This window comes from Saccharopolyspora sp. NPDC000359 (genome assembly GCF_040300525.1).
In the GTDB taxonomy this organism is placed as follows: Bacteria; Actinomycetota; Actinomycetes; order Mycobacteriales; family Pseudonocardiaceae; genus Saccharopolyspora.
Window position 1 is genome coordinate 1 of record NZ_JBEPDU010000074.1, and the last position, 25,901, is coordinate 25,901.

25 protein-coding genes are annotated in these 25,901 nt (G+C 71.4%); 20 read left to right on the forward strand and 5 right to left on the reverse strand.

Features of this window, described 5'->3' with window-relative positions; genetic code table 11:
- From ABT324_RS31175 to ABT324_RS31210, 8 genes are all read left to right on the forward strand, one after another.
- The coding region (locus ABT324_RS31175; protein ID WP_351184755.1) for an alpha/beta fold hydrolase at window positions 1-1,247 on the forward strand (1,247 nt) is incomplete at its 5' end.
- The gene (locus ABT324_RS31180; protein ID WP_351184757.1) at window positions 1,244-1,432 is read left to right on the forward strand and encodes an MbtH family protein; all 189 of its coding nucleotides are present in this window, start codon (window positions 1,244-1,246) and stop codon (window positions 1,430-1,432) included. The genes ABT324_RS31175 and ABT324_RS31180, both read left to right, overlap by 4 nt.
- A 17-nt stretch (window positions 1,433-1,449) precedes the next feature.
- On the forward strand, window positions 1,450-2,811 hold the full coding sequence (locus ABT324_RS31185; protein ID WP_351184758.1) for an MDR family MFS transporter: 1,362 nt from the start codon (window positions 1,450-1,452) through the stop codon (window positions 2,809-2,811).
- Window positions 2,812-2,910: 99 nt separating this feature from the next.
- Entirely contained in the window at window positions 2,911-3,738 is an 828-nt protein-coding gene (locus ABT324_RS31190; protein ID WP_351184760.1) for a siderophore-interacting protein, read from the forward strand.
- Window positions 3,739-3,940: 202 nt separating this feature from the next.
- Window positions 3,941-5,272 carry a lysine N(6)-hydroxylase/L-ornithine N(5)-oxygenase family protein gene (locus ABT324_RS31195; RefSeq protein WP_351184762.1) on the forward strand — a complete coding sequence of 444 codons (1,332 nt, stop codon included), beginning with the start codon at window positions 3,941-3,943 and terminating at the stop codon, window positions 5,270-5,272.
- An 854-nt stretch (window positions 5,273-6,126) separates the two neighbouring features.
- A complete protein-coding gene (locus ABT324_RS31200) occupies window positions 6,127-7,221 on the forward strand; it encodes an LLM class flavin-dependent oxidoreductase (RefSeq protein WP_351184764.1) in 1,095 nt (364 codons plus the stop codon).
- A 134-nt stretch (window positions 7,222-7,355) separates the two neighbouring features.
- Window positions 7,356-7,751: a DUF3817 domain-containing protein gene (locus tag ABT324_RS31205; protein ID WP_351184766.1), complete on the forward strand. Its 396-nt coding sequence runs from the start codon at window positions 7,356-7,358 to the stop codon at window positions 7,749-7,751.
- The gene (locus ABT324_RS31210; RefSeq protein WP_351184768.1) at window positions 7,748-8,683 is read left to right on the forward strand and encodes a heme o synthase; all 936 of its coding nucleotides are present in this window, start codon (window positions 7,748-7,750) and stop codon (window positions 8,681-8,683) included. The genes ABT324_RS31205 and ABT324_RS31210 overlap by 4 nt, the downstream gene beginning before the upstream one ends.
- 202 nt (window positions 8,684-8,885) lie before the next feature.
- On the opposite strand, the gene ABT324_RS31215 is transcribed toward ABT324_RS31210, so the two are convergent.
- Window positions 8,886-9,620 (reverse strand): PIG-L deacetylase family protein, encoded by a 735-nt coding sequence (locus ABT324_RS31215; RefSeq protein WP_351184770.1) that lies wholly within the window; start codon window positions 9,618-9,620, stop codon window positions 8,886-8,888.
- Window positions 9,621-9,934: 314 nt separating this feature from the next.
- On the opposite strand from ABT324_RS31215, the gene ABT324_RS31220 reads away from it, so the two are divergent.
- The 8 genes from ABT324_RS31220 (at window position 9,935) to ABT324_RS31255 (ending at window position 17,930) form a co-directional block, all read left to right on the forward strand.
- Window positions 9,935-10,483: a snapalysin family zinc-dependent metalloprotease gene (locus tag ABT324_RS31220; protein ID WP_351184772.1), complete on the forward strand. Its 549-nt coding sequence runs from the start codon at window positions 9,935-9,937 to the stop codon at window positions 10,481-10,483.
- Window positions 10,484-10,718: 235 nt separating this feature from the next.
- Window positions 10,719-11,339, forward strand: a complete 621-nt coding sequence (locus tag ABT324_RS31225; RefSeq protein WP_351184774.1) for a nucleotide exchange factor GrpE — start codon at window positions 10,719-10,721, stop codon at window positions 11,337-11,339.
- Window positions 11,339-11,692: a hypothetical protein gene (locus ABT324_RS31230; RefSeq protein ID WP_351184776.1), complete on the forward strand. Its 354-nt coding sequence runs from the start codon at window positions 11,339-11,341 to the stop codon at window positions 11,690-11,692. Before ABT324_RS31225 ends, ABT324_RS31230 begins: the two co-directional genes overlap by 1 nt.
- A 69-nt stretch (window positions 11,693-11,761) precedes the next feature.
- The gene (locus ABT324_RS31235) at window positions 11,762-14,101 is read left to right on the forward strand and encodes a SaeA-related protein (protein WP_351184778.1); all 2,340 of its coding nucleotides are present in this window, start codon (window positions 11,762-11,764) and stop codon (window positions 14,099-14,101) included.
- 65 nt (window positions 14,102-14,166) lie between these two features.
- A complete protein-coding gene (locus tag ABT324_RS31240) occupies window positions 14,167-14,574 on the forward strand; it encodes a hypothetical protein (protein WP_351184780.1) in 408 nt (135 codons plus the stop codon).
- A complete protein-coding gene (locus ABT324_RS31245; protein WP_351184782.1) occupies window positions 14,571-16,970 on the forward strand; it encodes a GTPase-associated protein 1-related protein in 2,400 nt (799 codons plus the stop codon). Before ABT324_RS31240 ends, ABT324_RS31245 begins: the two co-directional genes overlap by 4 nt.
- Entirely contained in the window at window positions 16,967-17,131 is a 165-nt protein-coding gene (locus tag ABT324_RS31250; RefSeq protein ID WP_351184784.1) for a hypothetical protein, read from the forward strand. The genes ABT324_RS31245 and ABT324_RS31250 overlap by 4 nt, the downstream gene beginning before the upstream one ends.
- A 190-nt stretch (window positions 17,132-17,321) precedes the next feature.
- Entirely contained in the window at window positions 17,322-17,930 is a 609-nt protein-coding gene (locus ABT324_RS31255; RefSeq protein WP_351184786.1) for an Rv1733c family protein, read from the forward strand.
- 59 nt (window positions 17,931-17,989) lie between these two features.
- Here ABT324_RS31255 and ABT324_RS31260 read toward each other — a convergent pair whose 3' ends face one another.
- The 3 genes from ABT324_RS31260 to ABT324_RS31270 all read right to left on the reverse strand — a co-directional run bounded on the left by ABT324_RS31260 (window position 17,990) and on the right by ABT324_RS31270 (window position 19,998).
- Window positions 17,990-18,649, reverse strand: coding sequence for an RES family NAD+ phosphorylase (locus ABT324_RS31260; protein WP_351184788.1), 660 nt, complete (start codon window positions 18,647-18,649; stop codon window positions 17,990-17,992).
- 2 nt (window positions 18,650-18,651) lie between these two features.
- The gene (locus tag ABT324_RS31265) at window positions 18,652-19,278 is read right to left on the reverse strand and encodes a hypothetical protein (protein ID WP_351184790.1); all 627 of its coding nucleotides are present in this window, start codon (window positions 19,276-19,278) and stop codon (window positions 18,652-18,654) included.
- Window positions 19,279-19,383: 105 nt separating this feature from the next.
- Window positions 19,384-19,998 carry an Hsp70 family protein gene (locus tag ABT324_RS31270; RefSeq protein ID WP_351184792.1) on the reverse strand — a complete coding sequence of 205 codons (615 nt, stop codon included), beginning with the start codon at window positions 19,996-19,998 and terminating at the stop codon, window positions 19,384-19,386.
- Between the two features lie 154 nt (window positions 19,999-20,152).
- Here ABT324_RS31270 and ABT324_RS31275 point away from each other — a divergent pair, with 154 nt between their 5' ends.
- Both ABT324_RS31275 and ABT324_RS31280 read left to right on the forward strand, forming a co-directional pair.
- Window positions 20,153-21,421 (forward strand): hypothetical protein, encoded by a 1,269-nt coding sequence (locus ABT324_RS31275; RefSeq protein ID WP_351184794.1) that lies wholly within the window; start codon window positions 20,153-20,155, stop codon window positions 21,419-21,421.
- A gap of 563 nt (window positions 21,422-21,984) precedes the next feature.
- Complete coding sequence (locus tag ABT324_RS31280) at window positions 21,985-22,323, forward strand: dihydrofolate reductase family protein (protein WP_351184796.1); 339 nt, start codon at window positions 21,985-21,987, stop codon at window positions 22,321-22,323.
- Between the two features lie 46 nt (window positions 22,324-22,369).
- On the opposite strand, the gene ABT324_RS31285 is transcribed toward ABT324_RS31280, so the two are convergent.
- On the reverse strand, window positions 22,370-22,801 hold the full coding sequence (locus tag ABT324_RS31285; RefSeq protein ID WP_351184798.1) for a PPOX class F420-dependent oxidoreductase: 432 nt from the start codon (window positions 22,799-22,801) through the stop codon (window positions 22,370-22,372).
- A gap of 435 nt (window positions 22,802-23,236) precedes the next feature.
- Between ABT324_RS31285 and ABT324_RS31290 the strand changes: the two genes are divergently transcribed.
- Together ABT324_RS31290 and ABT324_RS31295 are read left to right on the forward strand one after the other, a co-directional pair.
- Window positions 23,237-23,608 carry a MarR family winged helix-turn-helix transcriptional regulator gene (locus ABT324_RS31290; protein ID WP_351184802.1) on the forward strand — a complete coding sequence of 124 codons (372 nt, stop codon included), beginning with the start codon at window positions 23,237-23,239 and terminating at the stop codon, window positions 23,606-23,608.
- Window positions 23,605-24,471, forward strand: coding sequence for an SDR family NAD(P)-dependent oxidoreductase (locus ABT324_RS31295; RefSeq protein WP_351184800.1), 867 nt, complete (start codon window positions 23,605-23,607; stop codon window positions 24,469-24,471). Before ABT324_RS31290 ends, ABT324_RS31295 begins: the two co-directional genes overlap by 4 nt.
- Window positions 24,472-25,901 lie beyond the last annotated feature (1,430 nt).

The window sequence follows — 25,901 nt, forward strand, 5'->3', positions numbered from 1 at the left end:
AGCGGCTGGTGGCCTACGTGGTGGGCGGCGGGGACGCCGCCGAGCTGCGCCGCCACGTGGCCGACGCGCTGCCCGACCACATGGTCCCGGCCGCGGTGGTGCTCGTCGACGCGCTGCCGCTGATGCCCAACGGCAAGCTCGACCGCCGCGCGCTGCCCGCCCCCGACCTGGGCGGAGCGGTCGGCGGCACGATGCCGCGCAACCCCACCGAGGAGATCCTCTGCGGGCTGTTCGCCGAGGTGCTCGGGCTGCCCCGGGTCGGCACCGAGGACAGCTTCTTCGACCTGGGCGGGCACTCGCTGCTGGCGGCCAAGCTCATCGGCCGCATCCGCGACGCGCTGGGCGTGCGGGTCAACGTCGGCAGCCTGTTCGCCGCGCCGACCGTGGTCGGCCTGGCCGAGCGGCTGCACAGCGGCGGCAGCCGGGACGCGCTGGAGATCCTGCTGCCGCTGCGCACCGGGGGCAGCAAGCCACCGCTGTTCTGCGTGCACCCGGCGGCCGGGCTGGCCTGGCCGTTCTCCGGCCTGCTCAAGCACGTCGACGACGAGCGGCCGGTCTACGGCGTCCAGTCGCGCGGGCTCGCCGAACCGAGGCCGGTCGCGGCCAGCCTGTCGGAGATGGCCGCCGAGTACCTGGAGCACATCCGGCAGGTCCAGCCGCACGGGCCGTACCACTTCCTCGGCTGGTCCTTCGGCGGTGTGGTCGCGCACGAGATGAGCACCCACCTGCAGGCGCAGGGCGAGGAGGTGCGCTTCCTGTGCATGCTCGACTCCTACCCCAAGGACGTGTGGGACGAGCTGCCGACCGAGGAGGAAGCGCTCAAGGCGCTGCTCTACATGGCCGGGTACGACCTGGCCGAGCTCGGCGAGCAGCCGCTGACCAGGGAGGGCGTGATGGCGGTCCTGTCCGCCGAGGGCAGCGCACTGGCCAACCTGGAACCGCACAGCATCACCGCGGTCATCGACAACTTCGCCAACTGCGCGGTGCTGGAGAACGAGGCCGACCACGACAAGTTCCGCGGCGACGTCCTGTTCTTCACCGCCACCGTCAACCCGGCCAAGGCGTCGCTGACCGCGCGGATGTGGCAGCCCTACGTCGACGGCGAGGTGCGCAACCACGACGTCGCCTGCGAGCACAAGGACATGACCCAACCCGGACCGCTCGCCGAGATCGCCGCGGTCGTCGACCGCGAGCTCGGCGAGGCCGAGCGGCTCGCAGGGGAGAACACCGAAGGAGCACGAGGATGACCAACCCGTTCGAGGACCCGGCCGCGCAGTACTACGCCCTGATCAACGACCAGGACCAGTACTCGCTGTGGCCGTGCGCGATCGAGGTGCCGGCCGGGTGGAGCGTCGCGCACGGCCCGGCCGACCGGGAGTCCTGCGTGGACCACATCGAGGCGAACTGGACCGACATGCGGCCCGCGCGCTGACCGCGATGCTGCGCCCGGTGAGCCCCCAGGTCGCGGTGTGCGTCTGCTACGTCGCGGCGATGTTCATGAACGGCATGGACGCCACCATCGTCAACGTGGCGCTGCCCGCGATCGCCGACGAGTTCGCGGTACCGGCCAGCGCCACCTCGGCGGTCAACGTCGGGTACCTGGTCAGCCTCGCGGTGTGCATCCCGGTGTCCGGCTGGCTCGGCGACCGGTTCGGCACCAAGCGCGTCTTCCTCGGCGCCTTCGGGGTGTTCGTGCTGGCCTCGGCGCTGTGCGGGCTGGCCACCGACCTGCCGCAACTGACCCTCGCGCGGGTGCTGCAGGGTGCGGGCGGCGGGGTGATGAGCCCGGTCGCGCTGACCATGCTGTTCCGCGCCTACCCGCCGGAGCAGCGGATTCGGTTGTCCCGGGTGCTGCTGCTGCCGACTGCGGTGGCCCCGGCGCTCGGGCCGGTGCTGGGCGGGTTCTTCGTGGAGAACTTCACCTGGCGGTGGGGTTTCTACGTCAACGTGCCGGTCGGCGTGGTCGCCCTGGTATTCGGTGCGCTGCTGCTGGTCGAGCACGTCGAGGCCCGCGGGAAGCCGTTCGACGCGCTCGGTCTGGCGCTGGCGGCGCCCGGGCTCGGGCTGGTGATGTACGCGCTGGAATCGGTGGCGCGGGCCGGACCGGGCTCACCGCACTCCTGGGCCAGTGGGACCGCCGGGCTGATCTGCCTGGGGCTGCTGGTCAGGACCCAGCTCAGGGCTCGGGAACCGGTGCTGGACCTGCGGTTGTTCGGCGACGCCTCGTTCCGCCGCGCCAGCGGGATTCTGTTCCTGTGCGTGGCCGGGTTCCTCGGCACGCTCTACGGGTTCACGCTGATGTTCCAGGAGGGGTTGGGCGCGTCGGCCTGGGAGACCGGGCTGGTCACGCTGCCGAAGGCGGTCGGGCTGATGATCGCCTCGCAGCTGGTCGGCTGGGCGCACCGCAGGTTCGGGCCGCGCCGGGTCATCGCCACCGCCATGTTCGGCGCGGCCGCCTCGTTCGTGCTGCTCAACGCGATCGGCGCGGGGGACTTCTGGTTCGCGGCGGGGGTGCAGCTGCTCACCGGGTTCTTCGTGGGCGCGGCTTCGGCGGAGCTGCAGGTCATCGCCTTCACCACGATCAGCGCCTCGGCGACCGGTGGGGCGTCGACCCTGTTCAACGTGCAGCGGCAGGTGGGCTCCGCGCTCGGCGTGGCGCTGACCGCCTGCGTGCTGGCCGGTGCGCCGGGTCTGGGCGGCTACCACCTGGCGATGCTGGTGTCGGCCGGGTTCGCGCTGGTCGGGGTGGTCCTGGCGCTGCGCATCGAGGAACCGGCCCCGGTGCGGCAACCGGTCGCGGTGGGGCGCTGAGAGATCTGAGCCACCGTGGGGCAGACAACGCGGTGGATCTATGGTTAGGCTTGCCTTAACTGGCATGATCGTTGGTGGACAGGAAGGAACGCTTGGTCGATGGGTACCGCGGACCGACTCCGGCGCAGCCGACCCCCAGCGCGTGATCTCCAGGTGCTGCGCACCGCAGAGCTGAGCCCGTCGATGCGGCGGATCACCCTCGGCGGCGAAGAGCTCGAGGGCTTCCTGGACCAGCACACCGGCCCGAATATCAAGGTGTTCGTGCCGCAGCAGGGCCAGCAGCGGCCGGTGCTGCCTGCGCTGGACGAGGAGACCGGGCGCTACCGCTGGCCCGAGCTCCACGAGCGCCCGACCATGCGCACCTACACCGTCCGCCGCTACGACGAGGCCCGCGGCGAGCTCGACGTGGACTTCGTGATGCACGGCGCCCACGGGGTGGCCTCCAACTGGGCGCGCAACGCCCGGCCCGGCGACCACCTCGGCGTGATGGGCCCCGGCGGCAAAACCTGCCGGGCCGCCGACTACTACCTGCTGGTCGGCGACGAGACCGCGCTGCCAGCGATCTCCAGCATCGTCGAGGGCCTGCCGCCCACCGCGCGCGGCCAGGTGCTCGTCGAGATCGGCGACGCCACCGAACAGCAGCACGTCCAGTGCCCGCACGACCTGCGCTGGACCTGGCTGCACCGGGACGGCGTCCCGGCGGGGCGCTCGCAGCAGCTGGTCGACGCGGTCCAGCAGCTGGACGTGCCCGCCGACGTGGACGTCTCGGCCTGGGTGGCCGGGGAGTCCGGCATCGTCCGCGGCATCCGCCGCCACCTGCGCAACGAACGCGGCATGGACGCCAGGTCCGTGCTCGCCATCGGCTACTGGAAGTACGGGCTGGCCGAAACCGAGTACCACGACAAGCACAACCACGACCGGGACTGACTGCAACACCTGCCGGCGAATGCCGTCCGCGCTTGTGGAAGCGGCGTCAGCTGCTTGGAGTAGCTATGCAGGGTGACCACCCGCGGTTTCCGCTGAGCGACCACACGAGCGGCTGCAGGTCTTCCACCGCCGTGGACGAGGACCGGCGTGAGCGAACGGCTCGCGCCGGTGGATGCGCGTGCCCGCGAACGGGGCACCAGCGATGCGAGGGGACAACGTGACTGCCGCACCGACCGAGGAAGAAGTCCACGACGTCCTGGGGATCGGCTTCGGGCCGTCCAACCTGGCGCTGGCCATCGCCCTGGAGGAGCACAACCGCGCCGCACCGGCCGACGACCGGATCTCCGGGGTGTTCTTCGAGCGCAAGCCCGCCTTCGGCTGGCACCGGGGCATGCTGATCGAGGGCACCACCATGCAGGTGTCCTTCCTCAAGGACCTGGTCACGCTGCGCAACCCGGCCAGCGACTACTCCTTCCTGAGCTACCTGCACGCCAAGCAGCGGCTGGTCGACTTCGTCAACCACAAGACGATGTTCCCGACCCGCGTCGAGTACCACGACTACCTGGAGTGGGCGGCCGAACGGGTGGCCGACCAGGTGCGCTACGACGCCGAGGTCGTCGAGTTGCACCGCGCCGGGGAGCACTTCGAGGTCGTCGTCCGCCGCGGCGGGCAGCTGGAGGTGCACCGGGCGCGCAACGTCGTGCTCGCGGTCGGGCTGGAGGCGAGCGTGCCCGCCGGGGCCGAGCTCGGCGACCGGGTGTGGCACAACCTCGACCTGCTGCACCGCGTCGACGAGCTGACCGAGGCGCCGCGCCGCTGCGTGGTCGTCGGGGCCGGGCAGAGCGCCGCCGAGGTCACCGAGTACCTGCACCGGACGTTCCCGGCGGCCGAGGTGTGCGCGGTGTTCAGCCGGTACGGCTACAGCCCGGCCGACGACAGCCCGTTCGCCAACCGGATCTTCGACCCGCAGGCGGTGGAGGACTTCCACACCGCCTCGCCCGAGGTCCGCGACCAGCTGCTGGACTACCACCGCAACACCAACTACTCGGTGGTCGACCTCGACCTCATCGAGGAGCTCTACGCCCGCGCCTACCAGGAGAAGGTGCGCGGCGAGCAGCGGCTGCGGATCCTCAACGCCTCCCGCGTCCGCGACGTCGCGCCCCGCGACGGCGGGGTGGCGGTGACCGTCGAGTTCCTGCCGTCGGGGGAACGCACCGAGCTGGCCGCCGACCTGCTCGTGTACGCGACGGGATGCCAACCCCGCGACCCGGCGCCGCTGCTCGGCGAGGCCGCGGAGGACTGCGAGCGGGACGAGCGGGGGCGTCTCCAGGTCGAGCGCGACTACCGCCTGCGCACCCGCACCGACCTGCCGGGCGGCATCTACCTGCAGGGCGGGACGGAGCACACCCACGGCCTGACCTCGTCGCTGCTGTCCAACGGCGCGGTCCGCGCGGGTGAGATCCGGGACTCGATCCTCACCCGCCGCAACCGCTCGACGACCCCCGAGCCGAACCGAGCGGTCACCTACGCCTGACCCGTGCCCGGGCGGTGCGCCGAGCGCCCACCTGTGCGCCGAGCGCTCCTCCGGCCCCAGGTGCGCTCCGGACCCAGGTGCTACCCGATCTCCATTGAGGTGATCTCAGCGAAAGCGCCTGGACGCATCGCCGGTGTGTCGGGCACCCGACACACCGGTGGTTACAGTTTCAGTTGAAACTGTAACCGTCCCCCAACCCTCCGACGACGCGTCACCACTCTTGTGCACCCGAAGTGCAGGCACCCTTCACCGGCCCAGCCGGGGAAGGGCGTCCTTCATCAACGCCCGCGACCGGCACTGGGCGCAGGCGGAAGCGGTTTCGGCAATCACCTGCGGTTACAGTTTCAGTTGAAACTGTGAATCATCCGGCGACTCGCCTGTGCGGGGCCGGTGAGATCACCTCATTGGAATCGCAGCGTCCACACACGGACGGGTGACGGACGGCCGCACCAAGCCGGAGCACAGCGCGCCGAGGCCTCAACCCGTCGAGCACCTCCGCCGCCTCCACAGGTCGGAGTGCCCGGATCGCAGTTTCAATTGAAACTGCGATCCCCGAGCGTGCCAGTCCGCAGTTTCAATTGAAACTGCGGTTCTCGGGAGCGAGTTGCAGCGACACTGTGGTCCAGGTGCCAGGTGCCAGGTGCCAGGTGCCAGGTGCCAGGTGCCAGGTGCCAGGTGCCAGGTGCCAGGTGCCAGGTGCCAGGTGCCAGGTGCCAGGTGTCAGGTGCTGGGCGGGGGCGGTGGGTTCCGGATGTCGGGGTGCTGGGCGGTGGTTCGGGGTGTGGGGGTGGTTCGGGTTGTAACGGTGGGCACAGGGGGGAACAAGGGCGGGGTTGGGGTGGTTCTAGGGGTTGATGGACACCAATGCGACTCCGGAGCGCGCCGCGGGCGGTAGCGCGACCGCCGATCAGGCCGAGCAGATCAAGGGCGTGGCGCGCGGTGACTCGCCGGTGCCGCTGTCGGTGCTCGACCTGTCCACCGTCGGGACGCAGCACACCCCGTCGGACGCGCTGCGCACCACCACCGAGCTGGCCCGCAGCGTCGAGGCCTGGGGCTTCCAGCGGATGTGGGTCGCCGAGCACCACGGCATGCCCGGCATCGCCAGCTCCGCCCCGGCGGTCGTGATCGCGCACCTCGCCGCGCACACCAGCACGCTGCGGCTGGGCTCCGGCGGCGTCATGCTGCCCAACCACGCGCCGCTGGTCGTGGCCGAGCAGTTCGGCACCCTGCAGGCGCTGCACCCCGGGCGCATCGACCTCGGCATCGGCCGCGCCCCCGGTACCGACCAGGCCACCGCCCGCGCCCTGCGGCGCACCACCGGTCCGCTGTCCGCCGACGACTTCCCGCAGCAGCTCGGCGAGCTGATGGCCTTCCTCGGCGACGACTTCCCGATCGACCACCCGTACGCGGCGATCCAGTCGGTGCCGAACGGGCCGGTGCCGCCGATCTGGCTGCTCGGCTCCAGCGGCTTCAGCGCGCAGCTGGCCGGTGCGCTCGGCCTGCCGTTCGCCTTCGCCCACCACTTCAGCGCGCAGAACACGCTGCCCGCGCTGGACCTGTACCGGCAGTCCTTCCAGCCTTCCGCGGTGCTGGACGAGCCGTACGCGCTGATCGGGGTGCAGGCGGTGGCCGCCGACACCGACGAGGAAGCGCTGGACATCATCCGCCCGGTCGCACTGAGCATGCTCCGGCTGCGCCGCGGCATGCCGGGCAAGCAGCCCACCCGGCAGGAGGCCCGCGAGTACGCCTACACGGAGCTGGAGCAGGGCTTCGTGGACAGCTGGCTGGCCGAGGCCGTGTACGGCTCCCCGGAGAAGGTCCGCGCCGAGCTGGACGAGCTGCGCGAGCGCACCGGTGTCCAGGAGCTGATGCTGACCGCCAACGTGCCCGACCGGGACGCCAAGCTGCACTCGTTCGAACTGGTCGCCAAGTCCTACCGGATGATCTGAGGCAGCGGCTGGAGCCCACCCATGGTGGGCGGGGCCACTCTTGGTCGAGGTCCGGCGTGGGTGCGGGTTTCGCGTGGCGTACGGTCTATTGACACCGGTGTTTCTTAGGCACGAGGCGGGATTGAGGGATTGGCGTGAAGCCTGGTGTGCTGATCTTCTACCGGATCATGGCGTACGTCACCGCGGTGCTGTTGATCCTGCTGTGCGCCGCGATGGTGCTCAAGTACGGCCACTTCGCCGGGTTGTGGGACGAGGGCAGCTCGACCCAGCAGCTCGGCACCGACTGGACCTTCCGGATCGGTGTCGCGCACGGCTGGCTGTACATGGTCTACCTGCTCGTCGCCGTGGTCGCCACGACGCAGCTGCGCGTCCCGATCGGTCGGATGCTGCTGGTGCTGCTGGCGGGCACCATCCCGTTCGGTGCGTTCTTCGCCGAGCGAAAGGTGACCCACTGGCACGAGCTGCGGTTGGCGGGCAAGCCGTTGACCGACTCGAGCGCCCGGACCGCGGAGGAATCGCCGACCTCATGACCACCACCCACGAGTCCGCCGCTGCCGAGGTCGCACCGCCCGCCGGGCGTCGACGCGGTGTTGTCGCCGCCTACTTCGCGCTGACCAAGCCGCGCGTCATCGAGCTGCTGCTGGTCACCACGATCCCGGCGATGTTCCTCGCCCAGCACGGTGTCCCGTCGCCGTGGCTGGTGATCGTGACGCTGGTCGGCGGTGCCATGTCCGCGGGCAGCGCCAACGCGCTCAACTGCGTCGCGGACTCCGACATCGACGCGGTGATGCACCGAACCAAGAAGCGCCCGCTGGTGCGCTACGAGGTGCCGCGCCGCAACGCACTGATCTTCGGCATCGTGCTCGGCGTGGTGTCCTTCGCGGTGCTGTGGTGGGGGGCGAACCTGCTGGCCGCGGTGCTGGCCACCAGCGCGATCCTGTTCTACGTCTTCGTCTACACGCTGGTCCTCAAGCGCCGGACCTCGCAGAACATCGTGTGGGGCGGCGCTGCGGGCTGCATGCCGGTGGTGGTCGGCTGGGCCGCGGTCACCGGCACGGTGGAGTGGCCAGCGCTGGTGATGTTCGGCGTGGTGTTCCTGTGGACGCCGCCGCACTTCTGGTCGCTGGCCATGAAGTACAAGGACGACTACGCCCGCGCCGGGGTGCCGATGCTGCCGGTGGTGGCCACCACCCGCCAGGTGTCGGCGCGGATCCTGGCCTACAGCTGGGCGACGGTGGGCTGCACGCTGCTGCTGGTGCCGGTGACCAGCTGGGTCTACGTGGCGTCCGCGGTACTGGCCGGGGCGGCGCTGCTGGTCGTGGCGCAGCGCCTGCACAGCGCGGTCCGCAACGGCCGGGTGGTCAACCCGATGAAGCTGTTCCACCTGTCGAACTCGTACCTGGCGCTGCTGTTCGTGGCCATCGCGGTGGACGCCGCGGTGGGCCTCCCGGTGCTGGGCTGAGCCCGACCTCCCCGAGCGGGCCGTTCACCTCCTGGTGAGCGGCCCGCTCGCTTGTGCGACCGCCTCAGCGCAGGACCGGGAACACCGGCTGGGTGCCGCGGCCGGGGCCAGCAGCCGCACCTCCTCCCACAGACGTCAGGCGGGCCGCCGCCACTGGCTCTGGTCCAGCTCGCGGCCCACGCCTGCTCCAGCGCGTCGACGATCACCCGACTCCGATCAGCTCGAAGGTCACGCACGGCCGACCGCCGAAGCGGGCGGCGTGCTCCCGGGCGAAGTCCTCCACGATGCGGCGGGCCTGTTGCTCGACCGGTTCCCCGCTCAGGGCCGCCAGGTAGGCCTCGTGCGCGGCCAGCGAGGCCACCCCGTCCGCCAGGTGGTCGGTGATGTCCACCGCGTGCGTCGGGTGGGGTGAGGCGGCGACGCCGACCCAGCGGACCCCCTGCCACGGTTCGCAGCCCTGTTCGACGAGCTCCGGGAAGATCCACCGGTTCCCGGCGTCGGCGACCGCGTCCAGCGCGGCCCGGCCCACCGCGCGGTGGTCCGCGCTGTTCCAGCTGCCCGGGCTCCAGTAGTCGTGGTGGTTGAGCGTGATCACCAGCCCCGGCCGGTGCTCCCGGATCGCGCGGCACAGGTCCCGGCGCAGCGCCGGGCCGTACTCGAGCACACCGTCGCGGTGGTCCAGGAACTCCACCGAGTGCACGCCGACCTTGGCCGCGCTCGCCCGCTGCTCGAGCTCGCGCAGGGGTGCGGCCTCGGCGGGTGGCACGCCGTCGATGCCCGCCTCGCCGCGGGTGGCCAGCAGGTAGGCGACCTCGCGCCCGGAGGCGGTCCAGGCCGCGACCGCGCCGGAGCGGCCGTACTCCAGGTCGTCGGGGTGCGCCACGATCGCCAACGCCCGCTGCCACTCCGTCGGCATCGGTTGGAGCTGATCGATCATCGGGTCGCCTCCTGGTCCGCGCTGCTGGTGCTCCGAGTGTCGCGCAGCGGGGGCGGTGTGGTCGGCTGCTGCCGCCGGTTCGCGGCGAACGGGTGGCAGCGGGGCCCGCACCAGCGGAAACCTGGCGGCACGACACGCGGGCGGCGGGTCGGGGACCAGCTCCGCAGCCGAGCTGACCCGGATCCACACGTTTTTCCGGGCGCTATCCGGCAATTTCGCGCAGTGGCATTTCTACGCCACCGCGACGTCGGCGATGACCGCCCGCAATACGTTCGGTGCACCGTGATCCGGACGGCTAGAGGAGGTCGGTGCAGATGATCCTGCCCAGGACGCTGCGGCCCGTTATCGGTGTGCTCATCGCATTCCTGCTCGCGCTCGGGGTTCCGGTGGTGGCCACCGCCGCCCCGGAGAACGTGCGGGTGGTCACCTACGACGCCAGCCAGGCCGCGGAGTTCCGCGACGTCGTGGACGCCGGTGCCCAGGTGTGGAACGACAACGTGCAGAACGTGCGGTTCGAACCGGCCAGCGGCGGTGCCGCTGACGTCGTCGTGCTCGCCGACAACGGCTGGCCGCGGGCGGAGGTCTTCGGCCTCGGCCAGGGCCGGGTCTGGATGGGGCGCCAGGCGGTCAACGAGGGGCACGACACGCTCCGCATCGCCGCGCACGAGCTCGGGCACATCCTGGGCCTGCCGGACAACCGAACCGGCGTGTGCGAGGACCTGATGTCCGGTGCCAGCGCGGGCCCGCAGTGCAAGAGCTCGCAGCCGAACCCGGCGGAGATCGCCGAGGTCGAGCGCAACTTCGCCCAGGGCGTGCGCATCGCGCCACGCCTGTACACCGAAGACGTGCTCGCCCTGCGGTGAGCACGGGGGCTGCGGCGGTCATCGCCCCGACCGCCGCAGCCCGCCCGCGTCAACTGGTGGACGTCGTTCACCGGAACGGCCCAACGCGCCGCGGAACCACCCGTGCTGCTGCGCCGTCGAACTCGCCGAAATCCCACTTCTGGCGGAGTGGGGCCGGACTAGGCTTGGTGATCATCATCCCGGTCACCCACGAGACGGCCGGTCACGTGCGGCGAGCAGCGAGGCGGGCGGAGCGATGCGCGAGGAGCCAGAGCAGGACGACCAGCGCGAGGAGGCGTCGACCCCCGCGCCGGTCGGTGCCGGGGAGCCTGCCGAGGACCCGCCCGGGCGGGACCCGCTGGCCGAGCTGACCGACGCCGTCGCGGCCCGCACCGAGCGGGTCCGCCAGCACCACGACCGCGCCAACGCGCGGGAACGCGTCGTCCACGAGCTGCACGCCGAGGTGGAGCGGTTGCGCGCCGGGGAGCAGAACCTGCTGCTGCGCCCGATCACCACCGACCTGCAGAACTTCCGCGAGGACCTGCTGCACCAGGCCCGCACGCTGCCGCCCGAGCTCAGCCGGGAGCAGGTCGTCGGCCTGCTGGAGTCCTTCGCGCTGAGCGCGGAGCAGGCGCTGGAGCGCTGCGGCAGCGCGCCGATCCGGCCCGTCGGTGCCGAGTCCTCCGCCCGCGAGCACCGGGCCGTCAAGATCCTGCCCGCCGCGGAGCCCGACCAGCACGAGCGGATCGCTGCGGTGCTCTCCGACGGCTACTTCGACACCACCACCGACCGGGTGACCGCACCCGCGCGCGTGCACGTGCACCGCTGGAGCGCGGCCACCGGGAACAGCGCCGCGAGCAGAGGGGATGGGCGCTGATGCCTGAGCGCGACCTGCAGGTGTTCGGCATCGACCTGGAAACCATCTACGAGGGCCAGCCCGGGGTGGAGATCGAGCTCGACGAGCAGTCCGGGGTGGTCGCCGGGCCGGACCTGGCGGGGAACAAGGAGGTCAGCGGGGGCAAGGGCCTCATCGACGGGCTGCCGCCGCTGCCGGTGGGGTCGCCGGTGAGCATCCGCATGACCGTCGACGACAAGGGCCTGCTGGAGCTGACCGCCACCGAACCGCCCACCGGCAGGTCGCTGGACATCGAGGTCCGGGGCAGCGTCCGCAGCGACGAGGAGGTCGCCGCGGCGGCGCGCAAGATCGCCGGGATCACCGTGCCCGGCTAGCGGGCTGCGGGGGCGCTTGAAAGATCTTGGGGACCACAGCGTTCGAACCGGACGCGGAAGAGGGATCTGATGGAACCCTTCGACCCGAAGGCGTACGAGCGTGCGGTGGTGCGGCCGCTGCGGGGCCGCGGCGGCCGATTACCGGACGACCTGCTGACCCGGTACGCGCTCCGGCCGGACTTCTCCGACGCCGACCTGGCGCAGCGGTTGGCGCAGGTCCGCTCGCACTGGCACAAGAGCGCCCAGTCCACCGCGAAGTCCAGCTTCACCACCAGCGTCTACAAGGCCTTCCTGCGCGCGGACGAGGAGCTGAGCCGCGAGCACGGCGAGGCCATGGCGCGGATGTCGTGGTGGCGCGCGCGGCACGACGACCGGGCGGCGGCCGGGCGGGCCCAGATCGACGAGCTCGCCCAGATGCTCAAGGCGAACTTCGGCGACCTCGGGCTGATCACCCCGGGCCAGCTGGAGGCGATGCGCGAGGCGTTCGGCCAGCTCGCCCCGTCCGAGGTCGAGCAAGCGCTCACCAAGGCCGGGGTGCGCACGGCGGTCCCGCTGGACCTGCCGAAGACTCCCGGGCTGCCGGACACCCTGTTCCGCCGCCTGAAGGAACTGCTGCGCGACGCCGAGGTCACCGGCATCCCCGAACTGCTGCACGGCAAGCTCGACAACTACGCCCTGCTCACCGAGTTCCGCAGCACCCCAGCACATCCCCACGGGCTGAGCACGGAGGCAGTGCAAGCGGCCGTGGACCGGGAGAACCGCCGCTCCGGCAACCGGGCCGCCCGCGAAGCCCTCGGGCTGGTGGCCACCGCGGCCGAGCGCACCGACCTCCGCATCCTGGCGCTGTACCACCTGCTCGACGACGTGCGCAGGCTCCGCGAGAACGGCGCCCCGGCCAGCGCGCTGCTGCGCGTGCTGCGCCAGTCCGGACTGGCGCAGCACGAGACCCGGCAAGCCGTGGTGAGCGTGCTCAGCGAAACCGGCACGACGAAGATCGAGGTCACCGGCCTGGCGAAGGTCACCGACCTGCTCGCCGACGGGATGCTGGTCGCCGCCCAGCAAGCACTGGTCGGCATCACCGACCCCGAGGAGGCCGCAGCCGCGAAGGCGGCGGTCGACCGGCACGCCGCGCGGGTGCGCGAGCTGCGCGAAGCCGCGCACCGCGCGCTGGAGCGCGGAGCCGAAGGCGAAGCGCGCAGGCAGCTGACCGAAGCAGCGCGGTTGGCCGCCGACGACGACGCGATAGCGGCGGAGGTGCGGCGGACCCCGGTCAGCCCGGTGGCGGACCTGACGGCGCAGCCGGAAGGGCTCGGGGTGCGGCTGTCGTGGCGGGCGCAGCCCGACCACGACGAGGGCACCCGGTACCGGGTGGTGCGGCGGGCCGGGCGGACGCCCGGTGACGCCGCCGACGGCGACATCGTCGCCGAGGGGGCGGAGACCGCGGTCGTGGACGCCGCCGCGGCGGCCGGGGGGACCGCGGGGTACGCGGTGTTCGCCGCGGCGCCCGACGGGGTGTGGTCGCGGCCGGTGGGGCGGACCGTCGAGGTGCTGCCCCCGGTGCACGAGGTGCGGCTGTCGGTTCGCGGGGGTGCGGTCGAGGGCCGGTGGAAGCTGCACCGCGACGCCACCGGGGTGGACGTGGTGCGGCGGGACGAATCGGGTGAGACACCGGTTCCGGCCAGTGACGGCACGTCCTTTCGCGACTCCACTGTGGACACCAGTGTCGACTGCACCTACCTGCTGGCGGCGCGCTACCGGCGCTCGGACGGCACCGAGGTCCGCGCGGAAGCCGTTGCGGTGCGGCACACCGCGCGGGTCGTGCCGACCCTGCCGCCCGTGACCTCGTTGCAGGGGCGGCACTTCGGGCGCGAGCTCGTGCTGTCCTGGGTGTGGCCGGACGGGGTGCGGCAGGCCGAGGTGACCTGGACCGGCGCCGCTGCGAGCGGTTCGCGGCGGTTGACCCGGCAGCAGTACCAGGCCGAGGGCGGCTGCCGGATCGACACCGGGCCGGGCGAGGCGAGCGTGCAGGTCACCTCGCTGGAGGTCGGCGAGGACGGCGAGGGCCGGTCCGGGCCCAGCGAGCTGGCGGTCTCCGGGCCACCCGCGCAGGTCGAGTACCGGGTGGAGCGGCGGAACCGGCTGTTCGGGGCGCGCACCGCGAGCATCCTGCTCAGCAGTGACCAGCCGGTGCCGGAGTGCGAGGTGGTGGTGGTCGTCGCACCCGGCCGCGTCATGCCGCTCGGGCCGGACGACGGGCAGGTCCTGCACCGCGAGGTGCACCGGATCGACGACCTCGTCGAGATCACCGTCGAGCTGCCGCGGCGCAAGCCTTACTGGCTGCGCTGCTTCACCTCGACCTCCGGTATCGACTTGGTCGATCCGCCCGCCTCGCAGCTGAAGGTGTCCTAGTGTCCGAGCTCGGATTCGTGGGCGGTGGTCCCGCCGCTGCGCGCGGGGGTGTGGAGGAAGACCTGATGGCCAGGGTTGCGTGCCCCTACCGCTACCACCGGTTCCCGGTGGACAACCTGTGGTTCCAGTGCACCGGGCGGACCGCACCCGGCCGCGAGGGGTGCTGCGGGGCGGTCGACCCGCTGCGGCAGCGATCAATCGGCTTCGGGGCCGCGGCCTGGCCGGTCTTCGCACCGCGCAGCCGGTCCCGCACCCCGCGCCGGGCCGAGTGCCCCGACTGCGGCACCACCACCGGGATCCGAGCCTGCCCGGTCTGCCACACGCCGCTGCCCGCCAGCTTCGCCGACGCCGACAGCCCGCTGATCGCGCTGGGCACGCAGGTCGACCGGGCCGGGGTGGGGCAGTTCCGGGTGGACGAACCGCTGCTGTGGCTGCTCAGCCACTTCAAGATCATCGAACGGAGCCGAGCATGAGCGCGGGGGAGTTCCACTCGCTGTACTACACCGACTGCGGCCCCGACCAGGGCCTGCGCGGCGGGGCCGGGTTCCAGTTCCAGGCTGTCTCGGCGGGCACCACCGAGGAGATGATGGGCGTGGTGCAGCGGTCGGCGCTGTACGAGGCGCCGGTCGGGTGGATGCGGGAGAAGCGGCCGGTCGAGGAGTACCCGCCGTCGCTGGTACACGTGCACCAGGACGGGCTCTACGCCACGGCGCGCGGCACCTACCTGGGTGCGGAGACCGGTGGCGTGCGAGAGGGCAACCAGTTCACCCACGCGCTCGTCGCCACCGACGCCCAGCTGTACGGGCCGATCCGCCCGGCGCAGCTGTGGGGCGCGCCGTGGTGGGTGGCGGAGCCCGCGTCGAGCACCGAGTGCCCCGCCGTGCCCGCCGAACCGGAGCCCGGGCCGTTCGGGGTGGAAGCGCTGCGGGAGTGGGTGCTGGGCCAGCAGGACGGTGAATCCTGGCTGCTCGCCGTGCATTCCGCGATCGACCGGGTGCACGACGAGGGTGCGCCGCGGGTGGTGTTCGTCGGCGAGGACCCCGCCGTGGTGGTGCGCTGGATCGCCGCCGCCACGCTGCTGCTGCCGCAGGAGCGGGCCCTGGCGGTCGGGTTCCGGGTGTTCGCCACCAACCCGCAGTTCAGCGGGCAGGAGGTGCTGGGGCTGCACCCGGACTGGGCCGGCTCGCTGGCCGAACCCGCGCGCAACACCGACTTCGAGGTGTTCAACCTGGCCACCGGCGAGCGCCGGGAGACCGCGGCCAGCGACTCGGCGCTGCACTGGGTCCCGCGCTTCCTTCGCGCCGACCCCTACGACGTGGTGGACGCCATCGAGCTGTCGCACCAGTTCGCCCGTGGCCGGGGCGCGACCCGCCCGAGCACCGCGGACCGGCTGGCCGCCGGGGTGCTGGTGCTGGACGAGGAGGTGGCCGGGCCGGAACCGGCGCTGGCCCTGGCGGAGTGGCTGGCCGCCCCGCCCGCGGTGTCCGCGGCGGACGTGCTGGAGCCGGTGCTGGCCGCGGTGCTGGACTCGGCACCGGGGGTACGGGTGCTGACCCGGCTCGCCGAGACCGACCTGGAGCAGGCCGGGCAGGTGCGGATCGCGTTGCTGCGCGCTGAGGTCGACGAGATCGTGCGCGGCACGCCCGCCGACGACCGGGCGCCGCTGCGGGAGCGCCCGTGGCGCCCGGAGGAGGCCGAGGAGGCCGCCGCGCTGGTGGAGGGTGCCGCTGGTGCGGTGCGGCCGGAGCGAATGGACCTGCTGCTGCGCACCGCGAGCCGCTTCGACGTGCACCCCCGGCTGGGCAACTTCACCGAGGCCGCCGGGCGGTTCGCCGAGTGGTGGGCGCACCACCCGCACGCCGGGGTCGACCCGGCGCGTTGGACGTGCGGCCCGGAGCTCATCGACCTGCTGCGCGACGTGCTGGCGCAGCGGCTCGACGGGCCACTGCGGGACGAGGTCACCGCGGCGATCAAGGACCGCTGGTGGCGGCTGCTCGCCCCGACCGTCTCCGACCCGTTCATGCCGCTGGACGCGGCGGTCGCGGCTGCGGCGGTGGCGGCCGGTGGTTCGGCGCGGCAGGAGACCATCGCGGTGTTCCGCGAGCGGTTGCGCAGGTCCGATCAGCCCGGCACCGGAGAAGCGGTGTTCGACGCGCTGTTCGGCGCATCCGCGCCCACGCTGGTGGAGTTGTCCGACTTCCTCGCGGAGCTGCCGTCCACCGCGGTCTCGGATGCCCTGGCGCAGCGGGCCTTCGGCGTGCTGGCGGGGTCCAAGGTGTCCGGACGCTACCTCGACGTGCTGCGTGGGCTCAGCCACCACCTCGGCGACCGGCAGGACCTGCGCAAGCTGTGGGAGGACGACGGCCGCCTGCGGGGCTGGTTGACCAGCCTCCGCCGCAAGGGCGCGGACGCGGGCAGCCCCGGTGACATCTCCGAGGAGGTGCTGGTGGCCCGCGCTGGCAAGATCGTCGGCGCCCTGCTCGACGCCGATCCGCGGGCCGCGACGGACCTGGCCGTCGCCAGCGGCGAGCAGCTCCAGCAGACGTTGGTCCGGGAACTGCCCAAGGTGTGGCACGACGAGGACGCCGCGCCGGAACGGCGGGACCGCGCCGTGGTGCTGGCCTTCGTGGCGGCGTGGTCGGACGACGCCACCGCGACGGTGCGCGCGGCCTTCGACCGCGAGTTGGAAGCGTGGATGCACGCGCACAAGCAGACCGACTACCGGCGCGTCAGCAAGTTGCTGCGCGGCGTCGACGCCGACCACGCCGCGGCGTGGCACGACTGGCTGCGGGAAACCGCCCAGCGCAAGCCGAAGCAGCCGCGCTCCCGCCAGGTCGCGCGGCGGCTGTTCGGCCGACGGGAGCGGTGAATGCCGTACCTGGTCCTCGCAGCCGTGGTGCTGTTCCTGTTCGGCCACCGGCCGGGTACCGGGTCTACCGCTGGGTGCTGGTGGCGGTGTTCGCGATCGCCCTGCTGATCAGCGCGGCAACGCTGCTGGACTGGTTCATCACGGCTTTCACCAGTCCCTGAGCCGGAAATGTCCGCTGCTGGTGTGAACAACGTGATCTGCTCCACCGTTGGTGTATGGATAGTCACGTTGTGATAACAATGGCGCGGGCGCGGAGGATACTGCCCGTGGAGGTTGCCGCGCACAGCCATCGGGGGACGACCACACGACGGTGATCCGCGGCGCAGGTGCACCGGCTGTCTGGAGGTTGGCATGGTCGCGGCGCTGAAAGCGCACGCTGCATGGTTGGTGAACGCGCTGGGCGTGACCCGAAACCCGTTGCGCAGGCCGATCGACCGGGTTGCGGCCGGGATCACGGTGCTGCTGCTGATGGTGGCCATGATCGCGGTCCCGGTGGCGGGCATGTTCGGCGCCTCGCTGCACACCGGTCTGTCCCAGCGCGCGGCGGAAGCGGCGGTGACCACCCGCCCGGTGGAGGCGGTGCTGACCACCGGACCGGAGATGAACGTCCCAGTTTCCGAGGTCTACAGCAACGACGCCCTCAGCTCCACCGCGGTCGCGGAGTGGCGCACCGGCCTGCGCACGCACACCGCGACCGTCCAGGTTCCGGCCAGTGCCAGCGCCGGGGAGACCGTGACGGTGTGGGTCGACGAGGCGGGCAACCGGGTCCCGCCACCGGCCAGCCAGGGCTCGGTCACGACCTCGGCGATCTTCGCCGCCCTCCTCGTCCTCCTGGTGGTGGAGCTGACCTGCTTCGCCCTGATCACGGCAACCCAGCACCTCGCCCGCCGCATCGGCATGCGCGCCTGGGAGCGCGAGTGGCTGCACCTCCGCCACGGCGGCACCTGGTCCCAGCGCTGAACCCGGGGCTCCGAAGCTGCACCGAGGGCGTGGTTCCCCAGCGGGAGCCGCGCCCTCGATCAGTTCGGGCTCGGGGCGACCGCCGCCCGGTAGGGGGCGAGCATCCTGGTGAGCCAGGCCTCGCCGATCGGCGTGTCCAGGTCGATCTGCAGCTCCGGTTCCGCACCCGCCAGCGCGTCGGCGCAGCGGTCGCCGAACAGCACCACGGCGGGCTTGCCGGTGTCCCGCTTCGACGGCCAGATCAGCCCGTCCGCCCACCGCGCCTGCGAGCGGATCCACACCGCCCAGCTGCGGGTGTGCGGGTAGGCGTCCCGGCCCTCGGCGTCGACCAGCCACGAGTCCTGCGCCACCGCCGCCAGGTCCGGTGCGGTCAGCAGGCTGACCAGCGTCAGCTCCCGGTTCGTGCGAACCGCGCTGAACCGCCGCCCGGCGATCTGCGCGCGGCGGACCAGCCGCTGCCCGTCGCCGCCGAACCCGAGGTTGCGCAGCAGCACCTCGGCCAGCGCCGTCGTCACGTGCAAACCGGCGTAGTAGCTGGGGAACGGGTCCTCCGGGGTGCCGTCGAACCGGCCGCCCGGTGAGCCGAAGCCCACGTGCGCGGGCTTGAACTCGGCGGCGTGCCGCTTGCGCTCGTGGAGCCGGAACAGCGCGGTGTCGGTGGGCAGGACGTGCCGGTTCGGGGTGGCCGCGTACTGCTGGGGTGGTGTGGCCTGCGGCATGCCTACACCTCCGCCGACTCGTCGCGGGCGGCCTCGACCAGCGCGGCGTCGTCGACCCGGCCGATCAGCTCCGCCGGGGTGCCGCCGAGCCGCTCGTTGTGCCCGAGCCACCAGTCCGCCGCGCCCCACGGGTCGGCGTCGGCCTGCAGGTGCTGGTTCACGGTGCGCACCAGCTCGCGCGGTGCGCCGTCGGCGTCGAACTGGAACGCGGGCCACTGGTCGTGCTCGCCCGGCAGCCGGATCAGGTCCGGGTCGGCGGGGTCGACCCCCGCGGCCGAGAGCTGCTGCGCGTCCAACGATTCCGCCGCGCGCAGCCGGTCCAGCCGGGGGATCGGCGCGGACTCGGTGAGCCGGTCGCGCAGCCTGGTGCTCAACCGAGTCCAGTCCACCGCCGGGCGGCGGAATCGGGACACCGGTTCGGCCAGCGCCCGCCGCACCGGGTGCTCCACCGGCAGCACGTCGCCGAGCAGCGTGGCGATGTCCTCGGTGACCAGCGCCGAGGTGTCGGCATCGGTGTCCTGCAGCTCGGCGACCAGCGAGACCAGCCGAGTGAACGCCTCCGGGTCGAGCCGGTCGGTGACGTCGTCCCACTCGGCGGTGAGCACGTCCAACATCTTCTGCTGGCTCATCGCCGCCTCCCCGACGCGATCCCGGTGGGGACCAGACGTCCGATTCCGGCTGCGATCGCGGAACCCCGGGCCCCAGCCCCGGCGCGTCGGGTGGGATCCGCGGACCTACCAACTGACGGTGTGGTCGGCGATGGTGGTGCGGGCCGCGGCCACGGACCTGCGGTCCGCACCGCCGATGTTGAGTTCGAAGCGCACATCGTTGCCGGTCTCCAGTTCTCGCGCGTGCACGGTGAGCTCGCTCCGGCACCCGGCGGGCCGGGCCGGGATGCCGGTGAGCATGCCGTGGCCGACCTTGGTGTTGTCGGCCAGTTCCTCGGAGGGCGTCGGCCGGGCCTGCTCCCACACCTCGATCTCGGCCATCCGCTGGTTGTCGATGGCGGTCTGGAACGGGAACGGGCCGGTGTCGGCGGGCAGCGGGGTGCTGGGCTGCAGCAGGTGCGCCACCACCTGCCGGGCCCGCACCGGATCGGTCAGCGCCAGCGGGTCGCGCGGGCCGACGGCCTTGCCCCGAACGCGCTCCTCGGGAAGCTCGCGGGCTCGCGTGAGCAGGTCCGGTGACTGGTCGCGGTGGGTGGTGAAGGCCATGAACAGGGCGCCCACCAGCACATCCGCCCAGTTGTCGGCGAGCTCCACCAGGAGACGGTGGGCGGTCTCGTCATCCAACTCGCCGGAGAGCTGGGCGTAGTGCTGCGCGATCTCCTCGTCGAGTTCGCCCGGCATCGCGCCCCTTCCCGCCGCAGTGACCCTACTGCGCGTTGGATGTGGTTGTGGGTGGGGAGGTTCCCGAGTCCACCGATCGGACGCAGCTCGCGGTGGTGCATTTTCCGGGAGTGTTGCGCAAAATCACTGCGTTCCCGCGAATAAGGAGAACCAGGTGGCGAAACGACGATTACCCATCGCACTGGCCCTGGCAGCAACGATGATGACGGCCGCGGTCCCCGCATCAGCAGCGTCGGCGACCCCACCAGCCCTGTCGGACTTCCAGCTCGAACCCACCAACGGCAACCTGCAGGGCATCGTCGACCAGCTCGACGCCCAACTGCCCAAGCTCGGCGTGCAGAACATCCTGACCCAGGCCAACCGCGACGACGCCCCGAAGGGCGACGCCTGCACGTCCCCGGCCTTCGACCCGATGATTCGCCCGGTGGTCCGCAAGTTCTGCTTCAACGCGGGCGACAACGGGACCGAGGAGTGGTACCCGCAGGGCATCACCACGGTCGCCGACGCCCAAGCCGACCAGCAGTGGGGCAGCAAGCAGGCGATCCTGGTGAGCTGGTACGACAAGCAGACCGCCCCGGTCAAGGGCGTCCGCGTGTCGTTCCTCGACATGTCCACCGGCAACTACCAGCACGTGCTGCTGGCCTACCCCTACACCAACAGCAACGGCAACCCGAGCTACGAGCCGGTGACGACCCCGCAGGCCGGTGACGGCAGCAGCGTCCACGCGGGCGGGATCGCCTGGTACGGCAACTACCTGTACGTGGTGGACACCCGCCGCGGCATCCGCGTGTTCGACATGCGCTACATCTTCGACATCAAGTCGGCCACCAACGGCAACGTCACCGACGGCACGAAGATGGGCCGCCACGACAACACCTACTACAGCTACGGCTACCGCTACGTGATGCCCCAGGTCGCGGGCTACTCCAACCCGGGCGGCCTGGCGGACTTCCCACCGGACTACAAGTGCAACCCGAGCGGCCCCCAGAAGTTCTCCTTCCTCGGCCTGGACCGGAGCACCGCCCCAGACGCCCTCACCACCGGCGAGTACTGCGCGGACCAGGGTGACCCGAACCTGAACGGCCGCGTCGCGCAGTGGCCCCTGGACGCCACCACCGGCCTCCCCAAGCTCGACAGCGACGGCATGTGGCGAGCAACGGCAGCCCACCGCCTCCCCAAACCCCGAGTCCAAGGCGCCCTCTCCACCGACGGCCGCTGGCACCTCAGCAGCACGGGCGGCGGAACCACCGGCCCGGGCCACCTCCAAGCGGCGACGGGCTCAGGAGTCCTGACCACCGACGGCCCCGAGCACGAAGTAGCGATCGGAGTGGAGGACCTCTCCTTCTGGCCAGGCCAGAACGACCTCTGGACAGTGACAGAACACCCAGGCAAGAGAATCATGTACAGCACAACCCTCCCCTGACATCGCCCAAGAGCGGCAAGAGAAGTGCCCGCGACCGTTCACGCACTTGTTGCTGGAGTTCGCCGAGGCCGTCCATGGACCGGTGCTGTTGGGCGCTCAGTGGTACTTCGGGATGGGGCTCTGCGCGCCTCGGCGCTGACTGGTCGTGAGTGCGTAACAGTGTTCTAGCACTGTTTCGCACTCACGACCCCCGGGAGCAGCTGGTCGCAAGGACGGGTGCAGTCGCGCTGTCGCAGCGATCGCTGGCTCCTGATCCGACCGATGACTTCTGCCCGCAGCAGTGGTCTGTACTGCGAAGATCGCGGGTGGGGATCACCGCCCGCGCGGAGGGAGGGGTTCGGCGATGCCCCGCATCATCTACTCGGCCGTGTCCTCGTTGGACGGTAGCCACACCGACGCCGAGGGCGACTACTCCTGGGCCTACCCGGGCGAGGAGGTCATCGCGGCGATCAACGCCGACCTGGACGAGGTGAGCACCTACCTCTACGGGCGGCGGATCTACGAGGAGATGGCGGGCCGGGAGACCGATCCCGGCCGTCGCCGCCCAAAGCCCCGAATCGGCGGTGTTCGCCAAGACCTGGCAGGCGGCGCAGAAGATCGTCTTCTTCGCCACGCTGCCCGAGGCCTGGACCCGGCGCACCAGGCTCGAGCGAGAGCTGACGCGCGAAGTGGTGGAGCAGGCCCGGTCGGAAGCCTCCGGTGATCTGACGGTGGAAGGCCCGACCCTGGCGCACAGCGCGCTCCGGCTCGGCGTCGGCGACGTGGTCCAGCTCCTGATCTGCCCCGTCGTCGTCGGAGGTGGCGCACCGGCCCTGCCCGGCGGACTCCGGATCGACCTCGCCTTGGAGCAAGAACGCCGCTTCGACAACGGGATGGTGCAACTCGCCTACGTCGTCCGCTAGGCGCTTCGGCTGAGTCGGCCACTGAAGGCGAGCGGGCTCAGCAGGGTCAGCGGACCGTGGTGCCGTAGACGTGGTCGACGTGCAGCGTGATCAGGACCCTGCGTTCGGACACCATCGCCGAGCGGTAGTCGTCCCAGTCCGGGTGCTCGCCTCCGGCGCGGCGGTAGTAGTCCACCAGCGCTTCGACCTCGGGGCCGTGCGGGTCGGTGCCCGGCCCGGTCAGCGTCACCGACCCCTCGGCGGTGGCCCACGCCGTGCCGTCGGAGCTGGTGACCTCCAGCGCGGCCCGCGGGTCCCGGCGCAGGTTCGCCGTCTTGGCCCGCCCCTCGGAGGTCGAGATGAGCACGACCTCGGCCTGCGGGTCGTAGTACGGCAGGACGGGGGAGAGCTGCGGCAGGCCGCTCGGCTTGATCGTGGCGAGCACGCCGAGGCGGCTCTCCGCGAGCAGTTCGCGCGGGTTGAACGGGGAAGCGGTCACGTCGCCCTCCTGTCCGGTGCGGAACGCGAGGCGCTCGGTCGAGGCTCGCGATACGGCCAACCCGTGCGAGCGATCAGTTGTTCCGCGAACGACCACATCCGAGTGACGCCCTTCCGTCGGGCGGCCTCGGGGAGCAGGCAGCGGAGGATGCCGTCGCGGTGGGGCGGCGCACCGGGGCACGAGTATTTCGTCGGCGTCGGTGAGCAGGCCGTGATCGCGGACCGCTTCGTCCGGTGCTCGGCGCGTGCTGCTGCCTGCGGAAACGATGGTTATCCAACGAGATCGCGGGGTGTAACCAGCTCCGAGCACAAATAGTTGGATGTTCCATGTAAATTGTCTGGTGTGGCTGCGAACGAGGTCCCTGGCTCACTGGTCGACCAGTTGCTCGCGTTGCACGACCGGGTGCGCAGCGAGCTGAGGGCGCTGTGCGGGGAGGTGGGGCTGACCGATGCCCAAGTAGGGGTCCTGTGGCGGATGGCTGCCGAGCAGGAGCGCGACATGACGGCCCGCCAGTTGGCAGACCGCCTGAGGTGTGATGCGTCCACGGTGACTTCGCTGGTCGACCGGTTGGAGCGGCACGGCGTGATCAGGCGGGTGACCCATCCCGCGGACGGCCGGGCGAAGATCTTGCAGCTCACTCCGCTGGGCTGCCAGCTCCAGGACCGCATCGAGGACTACCGGCGACGCGGATCACCGTTCACCGCGCTGACACCCGACGAGCAGCACCAGTTGCACGAGTTCCTTTCACGCGCGCTCAGCGATCGCGCGCAACCAACGCAGGAGCAGCAGAGCAGGGAGCGGGGATGAACCGGAAGCATGCCGTTGTCACCGGGGCGACAGCAGGGCTGGGGCGTGCGCTCGCGCAGCGCCTCGCCGAACGCGGGTACGACGTGACGCTCGTCGGCCGAGACGAACGGCGCACCGCACAGGTCGCCGACGAGCTCACCCGCGAGGTGGGTGAGGCCGGTCCGCGGATCAGCTGGCACCTCGCCGACCTCGCCCGCCAGGCAGAGGTCCGCAAGCTCGCCAGCGCGCTTGCTGACGATGGCCTCGGCATCGACGTCCTGATCAACAACGCCGGTGCCGCGTTCGGCAGCTTCGCCAGCACGCCGGACGGTGCGGAGCGGACCTATGCGCTCAACCACCACGCGCCGCTGCTGCTGACCCACGAACTGCTGGCGGGCGGATCGCTGTCCGCTGACGCGCGGATCGTGAACATGTCCAGCTTCATGGAGAAGCGCGCGCGCCTGGCTGGCGCTGACCCGGACGTGGTCGGCACCTCGTGGGCTGACCAGCGGTACTCCCAAACCCGGGTCTACGCGACGAGCAAGCTGCTCGCCCTGCTGGCCGCGGTCGAGGCGGCACGCCGGGCGCCCGGCGCGATCAGGGTCTACAACGCCGATCCCGGCATGGTGCGCACCGGGTTCACCAGCAATGCCGGTGGTCCGATGCGGCTGACCGCTCCGCTGTTCCGGCTGTGGTCGGTCAGCATCGAGCAGGGCATCCAGACCCCGCTGTGGCTGGCGACAGCCGACGAACCTCCCGAACCCAACGGCGGGTTCTTCGCCCGCTCCCGTCCAGCTACCCCCTCCGCCCGAGCGCTCGACCCGGAGCTGGCCCGCGAGGTTTACCAGCGCACGACCGCATTCCTCGGGATCGCCCCGCTCTGATCGGCCCGCAGACCGCGGATCAGCGTTGTTCCTTGGTCGACAAGGGATGCGCGCCGGGGCCCGCACGGACGCGCGAGGTCCGAGGTAGTCGCGTCAGGGCTGCGAGATCAGGGCGTCGAGCGCCTCGGCTGGGGGTGCTCGCCGAACTGCTGGGCGAGCGGCCGCCGGACCGGTCTCCACGTCAGAGGGCCGGTCGGGGCGAGTCCCGCCCCGCTCGCGCCCCCAGCAGGACTCGAACCTGCGACCTAAGGATTAGGCGATGGCGTTTTCTGTCGTTTGAGGATACTTGCCGATACGCGCTTTGGCCAGGTGTTTTTGCGAAAGGGAACGCTTGTTATTGGTCGATAGCAGCGGACGTTTGACGTTGATTTGTGGGGGTAAGGTGGGGGTTCTGCGTTCCTGGCTGGGTCCCACCTCGCCCCTACGCGAGCACGGCCAACCGCCTGGCCAATGAGGTCAGTTCGCCCGAGCAATGTTGTGACCCACGTCGCGCCTTTGCTGATCAACTTCAACCCAAAGGCGACTCGATTGCGACGCTCTGACCTCGGGGATTGCCCGTGATCGGCCGACCCGTGGCTGATGTTATATGACGATCGTCACATACGCTGGCATTCGCTTAGCTGTTTGTGCAGGCCGTATCGTTCTGATCAACCGAGATCCGCTCGGTTCATCCGCGAGAACACCAGGCAATACGTCTGCTTCCTCCGGCTCTGTCGAGTCGGGGCGACCCCGGACGTGGAGCGAGCCACAAGGGGCTTGCTCCCCAACGGAGGAGGTAGAGCCGCATTGGCCGTCGTTCGCCGCGGAAAGCGATACCGCAAGGTTTCGCACGCCACCCAAGAAGAAAGCCGGACCCGCAGCTTGGTCGGGGCGGGGATCCGGCTTCTTCTCTGGATGGCCTGGCAGGAAGTTCGCACCCAGATTGCCCAGTGGTTGCGTGACCACCTGGGCTGGCTGCCCTTCCAGTAGCACCACCTGCGGCCCGGCCGGTGTTCTCCCCACTGGTCGGGCCCCTCCTATCAGCTGCACCATGTGGTCAAACCACGTTGAGCAGACCTGTCGGATGCTAGCTACTGACCAGTCCATTTGCTACATCGGAGACTGCAGTAGATCCGTTTCACCGCTGATCGGGCCAATGCGCCACAAGCAGGTGCCCACGTTCGGCGGGCGACGGTTCGGCCCGCCACTTGAGCAGCAAGGTGACCAACTCGGCGACGTGCCCAGCACCGTGCTTCGATGGCTCGCCCAGGCGACCACGTGCAGCCGGGACTTCCGTGGTCAAAGGTCCCCGTCGTGCGGCTCCTGCGGGGTCGCCTGCCTTCCGCTCGCGCCCGGCTGCGGCCGCCGCCCCACCGCTCGCGGCCGGTCCGCCGACCGCCGGCCGGGACCGGCCGCCAGGCCGCAAGCCCGGTCCAGCCGACCGCAGGCCG